The sequence below is a fragment of the Rossellomorea oryzaecorticis genome, from assembly GCF_045897515.1.
In the GTDB taxonomy this organism is placed as follows: domain Bacteria; phylum Bacillota; class Bacilli; order Bacillales; family Bacillaceae_B; genus Rossellomorea; species Rossellomorea enclensis.
Map to the genome: position 1 here is coordinate 69,631 of NZ_JBJOSA010000016.1, position 15,491 is coordinate 85,121.

Annotated in this window: 13 protein-coding genes and 1 pseudogene; 4 read left to right on the forward strand and 10 right to left on the reverse strand. The window is 47.0% G+C overall.

Annotated features, from left to right (window positions below):
• Positions 1 to 15 precede the first annotated feature (15 nt).
• From ACKA06_RS16470 to ACKA06_RS16480, 3 genes are all read left to right on the forward strand, one after another.
• Complete coding sequence (locus ACKA06_RS16470; RefSeq protein ID WP_411160190.1) at positions 16 to 1,449, forward strand: M14 family metallopeptidase; 1,434 nt, start codon at positions 16 to 18, stop codon at positions 1,447 to 1,449.
• A gap of 593 nt (positions 1,450 to 2,042) precedes the next feature.
• Positions 2,043 to 4,598: a bifunctional 2',3'-cyclic-nucleotide 2'-phosphodiesterase/3'-nucleotidase gene (locus ACKA06_RS16475; RefSeq protein WP_411160191.1), complete on the forward strand. Its 2,556-nt coding sequence runs from the start codon at positions 2,043 to 2,045 to the stop codon at positions 4,596 to 4,598.
• Between the two features lie 237 nt (positions 4,599 to 4,835).
• Positions 4,836 to 5,153, forward strand: coding sequence for a hypothetical protein (locus tag ACKA06_RS16480; RefSeq protein WP_411160192.1), 318 nt, complete (start codon positions 4,836 to 4,838; stop codon positions 5,151 to 5,153).
• A 54-nt stretch (positions 5,154 to 5,207) separates the two neighbouring features.
• On the opposite strand, the gene ACKA06_RS16485 is transcribed toward ACKA06_RS16480, so the two are convergent.
• The 10 genes from ACKA06_RS16485 to ACKA06_RS16530 all read right to left on the reverse strand — a co-directional run bounded on the left by ACKA06_RS16485 (position 5,208) and on the right by ACKA06_RS16530 (position 15,390).
• A complete protein-coding gene (locus tag ACKA06_RS16485; protein WP_411160193.1) occupies positions 5,208 to 6,545 on the reverse strand; it encodes a hypothetical protein in 1,338 nt (445 codons plus the stop codon).
• Positions 6,538 to 7,107 (reverse strand): sigma-70 family RNA polymerase sigma factor, encoded by a 570-nt coding sequence (locus ACKA06_RS16490; protein ID WP_411160194.1) that lies wholly within the window; start codon positions 7,105 to 7,107, stop codon positions 6,538 to 6,540. Before ACKA06_RS16490 ends, ACKA06_RS16485 begins: the two co-directional genes overlap by 8 nt.
• A gap of 229 nt (positions 7,108 to 7,336) precedes the next feature.
• A complete protein-coding gene (locus tag ACKA06_RS16495) occupies positions 7,337 to 7,660 on the reverse strand; it encodes a hypothetical protein (RefSeq protein ID WP_411160195.1) in 324 nt (107 codons plus the stop codon).
• A gap of 120 nt (positions 7,661 to 7,780) precedes the next feature.
• Positions 7,781 to 8,722 (reverse strand): formimidoylglutamase, encoded by a 942-nt coding sequence (gene hutG, locus ACKA06_RS16500; protein ID WP_411160196.1) that lies wholly within the window; start codon positions 8,720 to 8,722, stop codon positions 7,781 to 7,783.
• Positions 8,700 to 9,980: an imidazolonepropionase gene (gene hutI / locus ACKA06_RS16505; protein WP_411160197.1), complete on the reverse strand. Its 1,281-nt coding sequence runs from the start codon at positions 9,978 to 9,980 to the stop codon at positions 8,700 to 8,702. Before hutI ends, hutG begins: the two co-directional genes overlap by 23 nt.
• Positions 9,981 to 9,983: 3 nt before the next feature.
• Entirely contained in the window at positions 9,984 to 11,654 is a 1,671-nt protein-coding gene (hutU, locus tag ACKA06_RS16510; protein WP_411160198.1) for a urocanate hydratase, read from the reverse strand.
• The gene (hutH, locus tag ACKA06_RS16515; RefSeq protein ID WP_411160199.1) at positions 11,647 to 13,170 is read right to left on the reverse strand and encodes a histidine ammonia-lyase; all 1,524 of its coding nucleotides are present in this window, start codon (positions 13,168 to 13,170) and stop codon (positions 11,647 to 11,649) included. Before hutH ends, hutU begins: the two co-directional genes overlap by 8 nt.
• Positions 13,171 to 13,574: 404 nt before the next feature.
• A complete protein-coding gene (gene hutP, locus ACKA06_RS16520) occupies positions 13,575 to 14,021 on the reverse strand; it encodes a hut operon transcriptional regulator HutP (protein ID WP_321174909.1) in 447 nt (148 codons plus the stop codon).
• Between the two features lie 236 nt (positions 14,022 to 14,257).
• Entirely contained in the window at positions 14,258 to 14,707 is a 450-nt protein-coding gene (locus ACKA06_RS16525; RefSeq protein WP_058299402.1) for a hypothetical protein, read from the reverse strand.
• A 110-nt stretch (positions 14,708 to 14,817) separates the two neighbouring features.
• Positions 14,818 to 15,390, reverse strand: a complete 573-nt coding sequence (locus ACKA06_RS16530) for a transposase (RefSeq protein ID WP_411160200.1) — start codon at positions 15,388 to 15,390, stop codon at positions 14,818 to 14,820.
• 24 nt (positions 15,391 to 15,414) lie between these two features.
• Between ACKA06_RS16530 and ACKA06_RS16535 the strand changes: the two are divergent.
• Positions 15,415 to 15,491: pseudogene (locus ACKA06_RS16535) on the forward strand (hypothetical protein); the annotation flags it as partial.

Here is a 15,491-nt window from a genome sequence, read left to right on the forward strand (position 1 = left end):
AGGCAGGTGATGCAGTTGAAGAAGTTTGTTGGTTTGGTATTATTCATTTCTTTTTTGATTGGACTTGGCGGTGCTGCTTCAGCATCAGGAGAAGGCAGTTGGGAACAGAATCAGGAAGCGAACCGCTTCAAGACGAAAGTTGATGCTCCCCTCTTTTATAAAGAAGACGGTGAGTTTGTGAAGAAAGCCCGTCTGCTTAAAGATGAGGTGTTTGAGCGGGTGGGGACCGAAGATGACTATCATGTTTTGAAACTCGGGACTCATACCGCTTATGTAAAGATGGCGGATACGGCTCCATACCTGGAGGAAGATATGCCCTCCGGAGTTGCGGACGGCGAACCTCATAAACGATTCAGGATCGTGAGTCATTATACCGCGACCCTCTATTATGAGAAAGAAGGAAAGCTGACGGCGTTCGCCCGGATTGTCCCGGGGGTGAAGATGCCGCTGCTGGCTCAGCATGGGGACTTTTTCATTGTGCAAATCGGCGGGCGGAAAGCTTATGTCAAGGGGCATGATGTGTCTGTATATACAGGTGACTATGTGAACCCGAATAAGACGTACTCATTTGAACAGATGACAACCGATTTAGTGGAGCTTGCCCTTTGGTATCCTGAATTCGCTTCCCTGGAGAGAATCGGGAAATCGGTCGACGGCCGGTTCATCTATGCCTTCAGGCTCGGGACCGGTGATGAAGAAATACTCGTCGATGCGTCCCACCATGCCCGGGAGCATCTGACGACGAATCTGATCATGGAAATGATCGACCGCTATACATATGCGTATCAGCAGGGGCACAAGCTGGGTGGATATGATATGAGGGAATTGCTCGATAAAACGACGATCTGGTTCGTGCCGATGGTGAACCCGGACGGCGTGACCCTAGTTCAGAGAGGGCACACGAGCGCAAAGAACCCGGCACAGGTGCTCCGCCTCAACGGAAATAAGAAAGACTTCTCTGCCTGGAAAGCAAACATCCGCGGTGTCGATCTGAACCGCCAGTATCCTGCCGACTGGGAGAATATCTGCTGCGACCCCGGAAAGCCGGGACCGCAGAATTATAAGGGTACGAAGCCGTTATCCGAGCCGGAAGCGCGTGCCATGTACGACTTCACGAATGCTCATTCCTTTAAAGGCGCCCTCACGTACCACAGCTCAGGGGAAATCCTCTATTGGTATTTCCACCAGGATTCAAGACGTAAAGTCCGCGACAAGGCAATAGCGCAAAAGATTTCTTCCAGGACCGGATATCGATTGGTGAAGCCCAAGAAAAATCCAAGCGGCGGCGGATTCTCAGACTGGTTCACCATCTCCCAGAACAAACCCGGCTTCACACCGGAAATCTCCCCATACGTGGGAGCACGCCCGGTACCGAACTCCAGCTTCCTCTCAGTCTGGAAAAAGAACTACACCATCCCCCTGCTGTTGGCGGATGAAGAGATTAAGTAGGAATAGAATTGATAAAAGTGATTGGAGAGTCTTTTTCCTGGTGAGGGTGGAAGGCTCTTTTTTTAGGAAAGATAGATGGAATGTTGAAGAGGTGTAGGTTCCAACAGACCTGGTTGGAGTAAAAGAGTAATAAATGTGAGACTTGTGGAGTTCCTGAACCTCAAACCATCTGGATTAAAAGTAACCATCACAAGTTCTGTCTTTTCAGATTGGATTTGTGTATACCGATCTAAATTCAAAACCGATTCCAGCGGTTGATTGGAGTGCAAGACGGAGACTCCTGCGGGAGAAGTGACCAATGTGAGACCCCACAGGGAGGTACGACCGAGGAGGCTCACGGGTCACCCGCGGAAAGCGGAGTCTTGCACGGAAATCAACAGCGGTGATAAAACGAGTCATTAAGTTGAAAAATTGAGAATGAGCTTCTCATACTGAAATTGTCCCTAATATAAAGATTTTGTAAAAAACCATTACCTAACTGTAAGACTATGTAACTATTTTGTAATTTCTTAATTTTACATCTATTACATTCGTTTCCAATGTGCTATTCTATATCTGTTTGGGACTTTATGATTACTAAGGAGAGATATTCATTGAAGAAGAAAGCGCTTAATAAAAAGAAAATTGCCGGTGCCGCTCTTGCTTTAGGTTTAATTGTTCCTCAAGTCACACCTTCTATTACATACGCAGACGTCATGGACAAGGATGTCGTGAAACTCCGCATCATGGAAACGACTGATATCCATACAAATCTCGCAAACTATGATTACTACCAAGGGAAAGAAACAGATAAATACGGCTTGGCTAAGACAGCGACCCTGATCAAGCAGGCCCGTTCAGAAAATGAGAACAACTTATTATTCGACAACGGTGATTTAATCCAGGGGAATCCACTGGGTGACTACGTTGCGAAAGAAAATCCGCTCCAGGATGGTGAAACCCACCCTGTCTATAAAGCGATGAATTTACTTAATTATGATACGGGAAATATCGGAAACCACGAGTTCAACTATGGACTTGATTTCCTGCAGACATCTTTGAAAGGCTCCAATTTTCCATACGTGAATGCCAACGTATATGTGGATGACAAAGATAATGATCCAACGAATGATAAAAACCTCTTCGACCCTTATCAAATCCTTGACCGTACAGTTGTCGATGAAGACGGTGAAGAACATGCCATCAAGGTCGGTGTCATCGGTTTCGTTCCTCCTCAGATCATGCAGTGGGATAAAGGGAACCTGGAAGGCAAAGTCGTTGCTAAGGATATCATTGAAACAGCCAATAAATTCGTTCCGGAAATGAAAGCGAAAGGCGCAGACATCATTGTGGCCATCCCTCACTCCGGTATCGGGACTGTGACTCAGGAAGGAATGGAAGAAAACGCTACTTACGACCTTTCTAAGGTGGAAGGAATCAACGCCATACTATTCGGACATTCCCACGGGGTGTTCCCGTCTAAATCCTATGAAGGCATTGAAGGCGTGGACCTGACAAAAGGAACGATCAATGGGGTTCCTTCCGTTATGCCTGGTTCATGGGGAGATCACCTAGGACTTGTCGATCTTGAGCTTGAATTGAAAGACGGAAAGTGGAGTGTGACGAATTCTCAGGCAACCACCCGCTCCATCCTGAATGAAGACGGGACATCTGCTGTCGAGGCTGACCAGGCGATCCTCGATGCCATCAAGGAAGAGCATGAAGCGACCATCGATTGGGTAGGACAAGCTGTCGGTACGACAACTGCTCCAATCAACAGTTACTTTGCATTAGTCAGTGATGATCCATCCGTACAAATCGTGACAAATGCCCAAAAATGGTATGTAGAAAAGTATATCAAAGGGACCGAGTATGACGGAATCCCTGTCTTGAGTGCAGGAGCTCCGTTCAAAGCGGGCACCCGCTCTAATCCGGACTACTATACGGACATCCCTGCAGGGGAAATCGCGATTAAAAACGTATCCGATTTGTACTTGTACCCTAATACGCTGCAAGCTGTCCTTCTGACAGGTGCAGACGTAAAAGAATGGCTTGAAATGTCTGCAGGCCAGTTCAATCAAATTGATCCGGCTGAATCAGAGGAGCAAAATCTGGTGAACGGCGAATACCGCTCATACAACTTCGATGTCATCGACGGTGTCACATATGAAATCGACGTGACCAAGCCTTCAAAATATGACGCAGAGGGCGTATTGGTCAATGAAGATTCAAGCCGAATCAAGAATCTTCAATTTGATGGGAAGCCGATCGATCCGGACCAGCAGTTCATCGTGGCAACGAATAACTACCGTGCGACCGGGAAATTCCCTGGCGTGAGAAAATCTGAAGTGATCATCCAGTCTCCTGATGAAAACCGTAATGTCATCATCGATTACATCATGGAGAAAAAGACCATCGATCCGAAAGCGGACGGCAACTGGTCATTCGCTCCGGTCAACGGAAATGTAAACGTCGTATTTGAATCATCTGTCAACGCTCAGAAGTACATCGATGATTCAAGCAAGTATGCATTCTTAGGTAAACAGGATAATGGGTTCGCGAAATACTCCATTAAGTTCAAGGAAAGTGACACTCCGGTACCTGGTAAAGCCTTTACGGATGTGAAGGAAGATCATTGGGCTGCTGAGTTTATCTATCCGCTTGTAGAAGTTGGAATCATTAATGGTAAAACGGACACTACTTTTGTTCCGGAAGGGAAAATCAACCGCGGGGAATACGTTTCATTATTGGCACGCACATTTGATTTGACGCCGGAAGGATCCGGCCATTTTAAAGACGTGGCAGGAGTATTGGCTGATGACATCCAGGCTGGTTATGAAGCAGGAATCACGACTGGGGTGAGCACGGATAAGTTCGCTCCGCACCGCGAGATCACTCGTGAGGAAATGGCAGCGATGCTCGTTCGCGCTTATAATATTATGCTTGATGAAGACTTTGAGCCAACAGCTAAGAATCCTTTCAAGGATGCCAAGAAAATGTCGCCTACGTTTGAAGATGACGTGCGCGCAGCATATGAACTTGGATTCATGGAAGGACAGGCTAATAACTGGTTCGTCCCTAAGGGCAAAGCGACACGTGCCCAGGCAGCAAAGACTATTTTCATGCTGCTTATGGAAATTGCTCAAGATGCGCCTGCTGATGAAAACTAAAAGCTGGTGTTAACAATAAAAGAAAGCACTGCGAGGTTCTTACTATCTTGCAGTGCTTTCTTTTATTCGGCCCCATTATTCTTCTGGGAATATTCCCGAAGTTATATAAAATGTGAAATAAACGATATTTGGAGGGAATACTCACTCATTTCTAACCCTGAAGGTCTATAGACCAAAATACCTCTTTTTCTTGAAGGTGATAGTATAAAAGTACAAATTCAGAAAGGGGGCTTCATGATGAAAGAACTCAACATGAAAGTAAATCCTCTATATTCCGAGGTAGATTTGTCGATTCAATTCCATTTCGAGTTTGAACAAGGTGACAGCAAGATCGGGGAAGCGCTGGTTTCAACGTATTCTCTCGCGGAAAGTTCTGAAATGCCCCGTTCTACGAGAGGCATCAGCTACAGAAAAACGTCCAAATGTGCGGTCATCGACCGGTTTGAAGTAAGCAATGACTCTGAAAAGCTATGTATGAGCAAGCTCAATCACTTTCTTCAAGTGATTGGGATGAAAGAAGTACACACAGGCTATGACTTATATAGAGAAGCATAAACATGGAAGGCCCGTCCCGCAGCGCTTTAAAGCACTGCGGGACGGGCCTTCAACTTATTGGAATCCATCGAACCAGGCGGGGTCCGGATAGCCAGACTCGTTCAGTGGTTTTGTTACATCCACGTTCATTCCGCTTCCATAGTAATCTGCATTCTCTCCTTCACCTTTGCTGACGAATATGCGGTATGTGTAGGTTTTCCATAGTTCTTCCCCTACTCCGTCCTTTTTGGCTTCGGCTGTCATTTTCTCAAGAAGTTGGTTTACTGCGAATTTGATTTCAGCTTCAGATGTTGAGACAGGGAAATACATCGATGCTGTAATATGCTTTTCTTTTGAATTCAATACGTTTCTGGATGCCTTGGTTTGCTTGATTACCTCCGCACTCGCTGCATCAAACCAGGCAGTATTGAAATCAAGAGTTTCCTCATCTTGAAGGTACTTAATATCGTTTGTGTAATCAGGAATTCTTACATTTTCAGTGTTTTTCATAAAGTTCACCGATGTAATGGAAGAGCCCAAATCAATTTCCTTCACGGCAAAATCCTCTTGATCCTCAACTTTATTTATCCCTTCAATCTGAAATTCAACTCGATATTTCCCAAAATCATAGGCAGCATACAGCTCATTTGCCACCGCATTAAAAATATAATAAGGGTCTCCATAGAAATCAATTAGTTGTTCTAACTTATAGCTTGTATATTCTTTATCTATCTCAATTTCTTTCACATGCTGATCCTGACTTAACGTAAGCAGGTAATTCTCTTTCCTTCTAAACGAAGTTTCAAGATATTTATAAGAAGAGAATTCCCCATATTTCTTTTCCAGGTCGGTAAAGGTTTTTCCTAACGAAATAGAGGTGCCGTAAATCCTTCCTTCACTGCTTGCCTCTTTAAATTGTTGGGGATGGTCGAATATATCAGAGTAGCGAAAAGCGGAAAGCTTTTCAGGCTCGATTGTCTCTTCCTCGTCGACTTCTTCTTTTTCCACGTCTGGCGTTTCTTCTTCCTTTTTAGCCGGCTCTTCCTGCTTCACTTCATCTTCGGGCTTAGCCGCCTTTTGATATTCCGTTTTATCTTTCTGAATCTGATCTTCCAATTCATCCGTTGGGATATAGGTGTACTGGTCCTGAGGGTCTTTCTGTTCCTCCGGATTCTCTTTTACCATTTCCTGATCAAAGAGATAGCTGCTTCCGAGGACAGAAAGGAGCAATATTACAACTGCCGGAATCACCACATTGGCTGCAAAGTAAGTCGGTTTCTTTCTATGCAACCTGGATTTTTTCTGAATTCTCGTCATGATTTCATCTTTTTGACTTTTCATTTCGCCGCTGCGATGGTCAAACAGTTCGTTATCGAGCTGTTTCTTTAAATCTTTGAAAGGATCCTTATTCATATGATAACCTCCCTCCCATCTTCTCCTTCAGCTTTTCTCTTCCTCTATCTAAGCGTGTGCGGACCGTCGATGGTTTGACTTTCAGCAATTCGCCGATTTCCTGTGTGGACAATTCTTCATAATAATAAAGGATGATGGCTTCCCGATACTTGATCGGAAGTGAAAAGATATGCTGCGCAACTGTGTCATTGTGTTCACTCTTCAACAGTGCCTCTTCCGGTGTGGCAGCGACTTCTTTATTGAGCATGCGATGAAACCGGTCTACAATCGTGTTTTTACGAAAATAAGCGGACTTCTTATAATCCTTGCATTTATTAATGGCAATACGGTAAATCCAGGTTTTATATGTAGAGTCCTGATGAAAGTCGTCCAGCGCATTGTATGCCTTGATAAACACTTCCTGACACATATCCTGTGCAGCTGACCAATCATGGACGTAAAAATAACATAATTTGAGGATTTGCTGTTCATACTCATCAACTAATCTCTCAATCACTTCAACCTTCATACTTTCATCCACATCTACCATGCCTCCCCTCGCCTGATGTAAAATTTCTTCCATTTCATTCTCTCCTTTTATTTGTAAGCCTTCAATAGTTATTTAGCAGCGTTAAGTTGATTGAAGTCTTGTCAGCCCGCGTTATATGCTCGTAGAAGGCCGGCTGTTAGATTATTCACAGGAGTTAGACGAGGGGGTATGGGGAGGTGTCTCAAAAAATGGAAAGAATTTTTGGGAAGCATGTTAAAACCCGTCCTTTGTCGTGGTCGTGACAAAGGACGGGTTTTTTTCATCAAAGGATTTTTCTGATTGTCCGCTTCACATTGATATAGATTCTCCGATTGATGCTTTTAAGTAATAATAAGATTGGGATCAATAGGACAATTAAGATGGAGACGATGAATGCAGCGGTTACTAACGTGTCTATTAAATCTGTCGGGATAAGATTAAGCATTGCCCCGCTTAACGTTAAAATAACGGCTTTTTCAAGCAGCATGAGTTCGTAAGTGATTTTTCTTTTTATATATTTGCGACGCATTTCTTTGGCGATTACATATGCAAAGGCTAGATAGAGTATGACCGCCAGGAAGCTAAGAACTGAGATCAGTATATGCATTGTGGTCCCTCATTTGGTTCATGATTTTTTAACATACTATTCGCCGTTTTGTAAGAGAAATCCTTTATCATGTTAAAAGCCCGTCCCTCGCCGCGAGAATGCGGCGGGGACAGGCTTATTTTAGTTTATGAGAGTGTTGAGAACGAGCAGGCTTGCGATTCTGCTGGTCATATCCCGGATATCAAGCGTCGGGTCGATTTCCACGATGTCCATGGTCTGTACCTTATGGTGTAGGATTGCTGTCTGGATCGCTTCTGAGAGTGTGTCCGGGTCCATCCCTCCCGGACCGATTGCCGGGCAGCCTGGAGCATATGCCTGATCCAGTACGTCCATGTCGACGGATAGGTAGATGGTGTCGACTTTGGGGTCGAGCTGGTGTAGGGCTGACTCGATCAGGTCTGTTATTGGGCGTTGTCTGACGTCCTTCATTGTATAGACTGTCACACCGTTCTCGATGGCGTAATCGTGATACGCTTTGGCATTCGCATAGTTGCGGATACCGATCTGGATAAGATGCTCGCCTTTCAGGTGCCCTTCTTCTATCAACCTCCTGAACGGCGTACCGTTGGTCGGTCCCCCGTCCTCTGTGTTCCTGAGGTCGTGGTGTGCATCGAGCTGGATGATGCCCACCGTTCCCTTCGTTTCTTTGATGGCTTTCACAGTAGATGTGGTGATGGAGTGATCCCCGCCCAGGATGATCGTGAAAGGTGCCGCTTCCGTTTGTGCGATTTCTTTGGCTGCTTGATAGATTCGCTGGTGGCACTCTTCGATTGATGTCGGATGCATTGCGATGTCGCCGAAATCGATGATCGTTTTGCTGCTGATGTCTGTTTCTTCTTCGATGTTGTACGTCGTGAAAGAGTTTAGGGACCTTCTGATCGCATCCGGTGCAAAGCTGGCTCCCGAGTGGGAAATGGACGGCTTGGAAAGGGGTGCGCCAAGGATGGCGATGTCCCCTTTCGCTCCGTCCGTATATGTTGTCAGCAATTCGGCAGCTTTCGTTGTGTACCGGTCCTTGAACTGTGCTTTCCCTGCCGGCTTAATGTGTTGAAAGCTGCTCATGAAGCTTCTCCTTGCGATAAATGATTCGTCCGTTTTTCATAACGGTGTCGGTATGGTTCACGCCGTAGTGATACGGGATGTAATGATAGTTCGGCGCATCCCACAGGACGATGTCGGCTTTGCGTCCTTCTTTCAGCTTGCCAGCCTGATCCCCTCTGTTGATGGCATAGGATGAGTTGACCGTCACTGCGTTCCAGATTTCTTCCGGGGTCATTTTCAGCTGGAGCGATGCCAGGCTCATGATGAACTGCAGGTTCTCGGTCGGCGAGCTGCCAGGGTTGAAGTCTGTGGAGAGTGCGACTGCCGCTCCAGCTTCAAGCATTCCCCGTGCGTTGGCAAACTTCCCTTTGTTCAGGTAGAAGGATGTACCAGGCAGGAGGACGGCGATGGTGTCTGTTTCGCCCAGTGCCTGGATGCCTTTATCGGAAGCACCTACCAGATGGTCTCCGCTTGTCGCACCGATTTCCGTGGCCATTTCCGTTCCGCCGAGCGGGTCGATTTCGTCGGCGTGGATTTTCACGGAGAAGCCTTTTTCTTTGGCTGCTTTCAGGAACCTGCGTGACTGTTCGACCGTGAAGACTCCGGTTTCGCAGAAGATGTCGACGAATTCAGCGAGGTCTTCTTTTTCGATGTCTGAGAGCATGTCGAGCATTTCTTGTAAGAACTCGCCTGAGCGTTCCTTGTATTCGGGCGGGATGGCGTGCGCTCCCAAGAATGTTGATACAAGATCGGCTGCATGTTCTTCGTTCAGTTTTTTGGTGACACGGAGCTGCTTGAGCTCGGTTTCTTTATCGAGGCCGTAGCCGCTTTTCGCTTCGACGGTGGTGACACCGTATGAGATCATCCGGTCCAGGTGGAAGCGGGCTTTTTTAAGCAGCTCTTCTTCTGATGCTTCGCGGGTGGCTCCGACTGTAGAGAGGATGCCTCCACCCCTTTTTAGGATTTCTAAGTATGGGACGCCCTGCTGTTTCAGCGCCATCTCATGTTCACGCGAGCCGCCGAATACGAGGTGAGTGTGCGGGTCGACGAGACCAGGCGTCACGAGCTTACCTTCCGCGTCGATACGCTCGGTTGCTTTGTGTGACTGAGCTTCCTCATGGGTGCCGATCCAGTCGATGAGCCCTTCGTTGATTCCGATGGCTGCGTTCGTCAGCACAGGGAGTTCACTCATTTCTTTTCCTTTAAGCGGTCCGTCTCCGTGGTCCATTGTCAGCAGCTGTCCGATATTTTCTATGATTGTATCGAATTGTTTTGTCATAAATTATTCTCCTCCTTTTTTCATTGGGATTTGAATGTTGTGTTTTTCGGCCGTTTTCTCTGCGATATCATACCCTGCGTCTGCGTGGCGGATGACACCCATTCCAGGGTCTGTCGTAAGTACGCGTTCCAAGCGTTCCTGAGCCAGGTCCGTACCATCCGCTACGACTACCATTCCTGCGTGCAGGGAGTAACCCATACCCACTCCGCCGCCATGATGGAAGGAAATCCATGATCCGCCTGCCGCTGTGTTGATCAGCGCGTTCAGTATCGCCCAGTCCCCGACAGCGTCGCTTCCGTCCTTCATACTTTCGGTTTCACGGTTCGGTGATGCGACAGAGCCGCAGTCGAGGTGGTCCCGGCCGATGACGATAGGCGCTTTGAGTTCTCCTTTTTTCACCAGCTCATTGATGGCAAGACCCATCTTCACGCGCTCGCCATAGCCAAGCCAGCAAATACGTGACGGCAGCCCCTGGAAGGAGACCTGTTCCTGTGCCATGTCGATCCAGCGGTTGAGTGCTTCGTTTTCAGGGAAGAGCTCTTTGATCAGGCGGTCCGTCCTGTAGATGTCTTCAGGGTCTCCTGAAAGTGCTGCCCATCTGAACGGCCCTTTTCCTTCACAGAATAATGGACGGATATAAGCCGGTACGAATCCTGGGAAATCGAAGGCATTTTCAACTCCTTCATCCTTCGCGACCTGACGGATGTTGTTTCCGTAGTCGAATACGATTGAGCCTCTCTTTTGGAATTCAAGCATTGCTTCCACGTGTTTGGCCATGCTTTTTTGTGACAGCTCGGTATATTTTGATGGATTTTCTTTTCTTAGACGCGCTGCTTCTTCTATAGAGTATCCTTCAGGGACATAGCCGTTGAGAGGATCGTGCGCCGACGTCTGATCGGTTACGATATCGATTTTCACCCCTCTTTTTAAAAGCTCGTGATGGACTTCAGCTGCGTTTCCTAAAAGAGCGATAGAGATTGCTTTCCCTTTATCCCTTGCTTCGTATGCCATTGCGACTGCTTCTTCCAGCGAGTCCGTCTTCACGTCGCAGTATTTCGTATCAAGACGCTTCTGGATGCGCTCTTCATCGACATCGACCGCGATGACGACCCCGCCGTTCATTGTGACAGCGAGAGGCTGTGCGCCGCCCATACCGCCAAGGCCGGCTGTGAGGGTGATGGTGCCTTTCAAGGAATTATTGAAGTGCTTCTTGGCGAGTGCTGCAAACGTCTCGTATGTGCCCTGCAGGATGCCCTGGGTGCCGATATAGATCCAGCTGCCCGCCGTCATCTGGCCGTACATCATGAGGCCTTTCTGATCGAGCTCGTGGAAATGCTCCCAGTTGGCCCATTTCGGTACGAGTACGGAGTTGGATAACAATACCCTCGGTGCCGCTTTATGCGTTTTGAAGACGCCGACAGGCTTACCTGATTGGACGAGCATTGTTTCATCGTTTTCAAGATTGCGGAGCGTATTGACGATTGCATCGAAGGATTCCCAGTTACGCGCCGCTTTCCCGATTCCGCCGTATACGACAAGCTCTTCCGGGATCTCTGCCACTTCAGGATCCAGATTGTTGTAGAGCATGCGGAGGACCGCTTCCTGCTCCCATCCCTTGCACTCGATTTCCGTTCCTTTTTTAACCTGTACGATTCGTTTGTTTGCATTAACCATTTGTCGTTTCCTCCTTTGTTTTCGTGATCGATTTTAGTTGGAATTGCTTCAGCCATCCTGCTGCTTTTTCTATATCTTTCGAGAAGATCCGGTCCTTCGTGATGGAAGGGACGATTTTTCTCGCTTCTTCATAAAATTTACGGGTCGTGCTTGCAAGCAGATCCGTGCCGCGGTGCTCGACTGCCTGCAGATTGCAGATCAATTCGACAGCGAGGACCCTTCTTGTGTTCTGTAAAATTTGATAGGCGTGGCGGGATCCGATTGTTCCCATGCTGACATGGTCCTCCTGGTTCGCTGATGACGGAATCGAATCGACACTTGCCGGATGGGCCAGTGTTTTATTTTCAGAAACAAGCGATGCCGCGCAATATTGCATGATCATTGCGCCTGACTGGAGGCCTGGCTGCGGACTCAGGAATGCCGGCAGATCATTCAGCTGCGGATTGACGAGCCGCTCGATCCGGCGTTCCGAGATGTTCGCGAGTTCGGCGACTGCTATTTTCATGAAGTCCATGGCAAACGCGATCGGCTGACCGTGGAAGTTCCCGCCGGAGATGACCTTTTCCCCGTTTTCAAAGATCAGCGGGTTGTCGGTTGCCGCGTTCATCTCGATTTCGAGTTTTTCTTTTACATAATCGAGGGCCTGCCAGGAAGCACCGTGGACTTGTGGGATGCATCTGAGGGAGTAAGCGTCCTGTACGCGGATGTCGCCCTGTTTCGTTGTGAGCCTGCTGTCCTTCAGATATTCCCTGATCCGTTTCGCAGTTGCTACTTGCTGCGGATAGCCCCTTACTAGATGAATATCTTCGTCAAACGCGTCCATGATCCCTTGCAGCCCTTCCATCGTCAGGCTGGCGATCATTTCACTTTGAAAAGCGAGCTCTTCCGCCTCCAGGTAGCCGACGACACCCATCGCCGCCATCGCCTGCGTTCCGTTGATGAGGGCCAGCCCTTCTTTTGCCTGCAGCTGAATCGGAAAGATGTTTTCTTTGGAGAGTACTGGCAGTGTCTGACGGATCTCTCCTTTATAGTGGACTTCCCCTTCTCCCATAAGCGCCAGTGCCAGATGTGAAAGCGGTGCAAGGTCGCCGCTCGCCCCGAGCGAGCCCTGCTGCGGGATCACTGGATGAATCTCCTTGTTCAGGAACTCTACCAATCTTTCAACAATGACCGGTCTTACGCCGGAATATCCTTTCAGGAGGGCATTGGCCCTAAGAAGAAGCATCGCCCGCGAAACAGTTTCCGAGAATGGATCCCCCACTCCGCACGCATGGGAATGGATGAGATTGAGCTGAAGCTCCTCCACATCATCGGAATCGATCAGCACATCGCTGAATTTTCCGAAGCCGGTCGTGATCCCGTACACCACGCGCTTCTCCTTCACAATCTTCTCAACCGCTTCACGGCTCTTCTTCACCCGCTCCAAGCTTTCAGGGGAGATGACAACCTCCTCCCCTTCATAAATGATTTTTCTTGCATCTTCCAGACTCAACGAACACCCCGTTAAAACGACCATGTATAATCACCTCATAAAATAAATTTACTTTCTCACTTTAAAGCGAGGCGGGACGGGCTTTTAGCCCTGTACCGCGTTAATTCCTTTTGGGACGGGCCTTCATCCAGATACCGCGTTAGTGCGGTCTGGGGCGGGTCTTTAAACAGAAAAAGAGGCCCGACCCGAAGACAGAGTTCTGCCTCGGGTCGAGCCTCCTTTTGACTGGTTTCTATAGGCTCTTACTACATTAAAATGATTTGTTAAAAATACATGCATTTCGATTCCAGTTAGACTGCTAATTACAGTACTGACTCATGCTCTTTTCGCCGTCAAACGTAAATCTGTAAACGGCAGAATTCCCGAAAATACCCAAACCCCGGTATTTTCTAGTGTGTAATAAAGCATAGTATTCGAAAAGAGCTTAATTAAATATGATTGATGCCTAAACCGATTGTTTCGTGTTCCAATCCTTTGATGGGCGCGCCAATCGTTCCATACAGTGCGACTGCGATCCATTCGCCCTCCTCTTCGCTTTCATAAGGGGTCCCCCTTACGATGGAGAAGCGGAGGCCGACCGTCCGGAGGACCTCACCAATCTGGGTGTGTCCCCTGGTCACCCCGGTCAGGGCTTCCATGGTCGCATGATACAGCGCATGCATTTCACGATAAAGATCTTCTCGTACAAGATCACTTCGTTTTGCTGCCGTTTCGATGGCAGCGACGATTTTCTGACTGTCCATGGAGCCGATCTTTCCTGTGCAATAGCTCCAGTCCAGTTCATTGAAATGCCGGTTCCACTCGTCTTCTTCCTTGTCCAGAAGCAGGAGCAGCATGGCGTTCTTTCCAATTTTGGTATGATCCAATTTCTCCAAATGGCATTCCTACCTTAACTAGAAAATTCTAAAAATACTAATAACTACTTATATTGTATGGTGAACATCCTTATAGGTCAACGGAAAATGTCGTGATTTTAGAAACTTAGAGAGGTAGTTTGGTAGCGTGGTAAAGAGGTTTTCATGGTATGCATTAAAAATAGACGTCCCCGGATTTCAGGTTCGCCTTGGTGGCTCATGGTTTATATATTGATTTTTTCCTGGCATTTGTAAAATCAAGATTTTTCATAAAGCATGAATCTTCCATCATCGCAGTTGTGACTGAGATAAGAGAGAATATCGACCCTGTCTCCTTCTCTCAACGTATCTTTCATGGGAAAACGGGCCCGTACATTCAGTGTTTCTTCCCCATTGTGAGTTTCCAACACGATTTTACAGTCAAGGGGTTTTTGTTCCCTGTCATCTACGCGAACAAATTTAAAGGGTATCGAGTGTTTTGCATCGATTGGCACGGCAAACAGCGTACTGAATCCAACTGTTTCACGGATTTTGTCTGAGTATAGGATTCCTTCCAATGCGTGGGAGAAACCCGGCGGCCTGCTGACCACCACCAGGCGTTTTTTATACTGCTGGCCTTGGAATACTACGAGGTGTTTTTTTGATGTTGTTTCGATTTTCCTTGATACGTGGAAACCTTCAAATACTAAAATAAATTCTTTGTTCATTACTTCCTCCTCTTTGAACTGTGTTTTTCGATAAAATTATCTAGGAGTATTTTCCTATAAATTACAATTCGACACAATATTCCGTTTTCCTGTATGTTATTTCAAATTTTTTATTGTTTTTTGTAAAGGGACTTTTTAAGGAGGATCAGTTCTTCTTTTCTGGCCAGAAACGCTTTATAGAGGGCAGGATCTTCATTTGGAAAGAATGAGAGAGTACGGGTTTTGTCAATCAGGGGGTTATCTGTTCCTTGAGTATAGGATGAAAAGCTGCTCCATAGGTAGGCTTCAGAGTTTGAAGTCAGACCTGCTTCAGTGGGGTTGAGGTGAATATACTTGCTGAGACGGATAAAGTAGGCTGTGGTATCAACATAGGTGGAACCGAATCGTCCATGAAATAAATGGCCGATAACATCATTTTTCTTATTGAAATAAATGGCATAGCGGGTATGTTGGATATGAAGGATTTTATCGAGAGGTACGTCATCGCTTTCGATAAGCAAATGAAGATGGTTAGACATGAGGCAGTATGCGTGTAGTTTGAAAGGATATTTCTGCTTTGTTTCGAGAAGATAGGATAAATATTTGCGCCGGTCATCGTCATTCATGAAAATGTCCTGTTTTCGATTTCCACGGCAGTACACATGATAAGTACCTGGCGTCCATTCACGAGGTCTTCGTGGCATTGAATCACTCTCCTTTTTTAATTTAGAAGGACGTATCAAATGGATCCGGCAAACCGTCTGGAAGCATTGCGAGAAGCCCAGTCCGATATTGAAGAAGGAGC

Bases quoted from the DNA above. Each gene is read 5' to 3' on its own strand.
- ACKA06_RS16530 (WP_411160200.1), bottom strand. From the start codon at position 15,390: ATGCCACGAAGACCTCGTGAATGGACGCCAGGTACTTATCATGTGTAC.
- hutH (WP_411160199.1), bottom strand. From the start codon at position 13,170: ATGGTCGTTTTAACGGGGTGTTCGTTGAGTCTGGAAGATGCAAGAAAA.
- ACKA06_RS16495 (WP_411160195.1), bottom strand. From the start codon at position 7,660: ATGCATATACTGATCTCAGTTCTTAGCTTCCTGGCGGTCATACTCTAT.
- ACKA06_RS16490 (WP_411160194.1), bottom strand. From the start codon at position 7,107: ATGGAAGAAATTTTACATCAGGCGAGGGGAGGCATGGTAGATGTGGAT.
- ACKA06_RS16525 (WP_058299402.1), bottom strand. From the start codon at position 14,707: ATGAACAAAGAATTTATTTTAGTATTTGAAGGTTTCCACGTATCAAGG.
- ACKA06_RS16480 (WP_411160192.1), top strand. From the start codon at position 4,836: ATGAAAGAACTCAACATGAAAGTAAATCCTCTATATTCCGAGGTAGAT.
- ACKA06_RS16485 (WP_411160193.1), bottom strand. From the start codon at position 6,545: ATGAATAAGGATCCTTTCAAAGATTTAAAGAAACAGCTCGATAACGAA.
- hutI (WP_411160197.1), bottom strand. From the start codon at position 9,980: ATGACAAAACAATTCGATACAATCATAGAAAATATCGGACAGCTGCTG.
- hutU (WP_411160198.1), bottom strand. From the start codon at position 11,654: ATGGTTAATGCAAACAAACGAATCGTACAGGTTAAAAAAGGAACGGAA.
- hutG (WP_411160196.1), bottom strand. From the start codon at position 8,722: ATGAGCAGCTTTCAACACATTAAGCCGGCAGGGAAAGCACAGTTCAAG.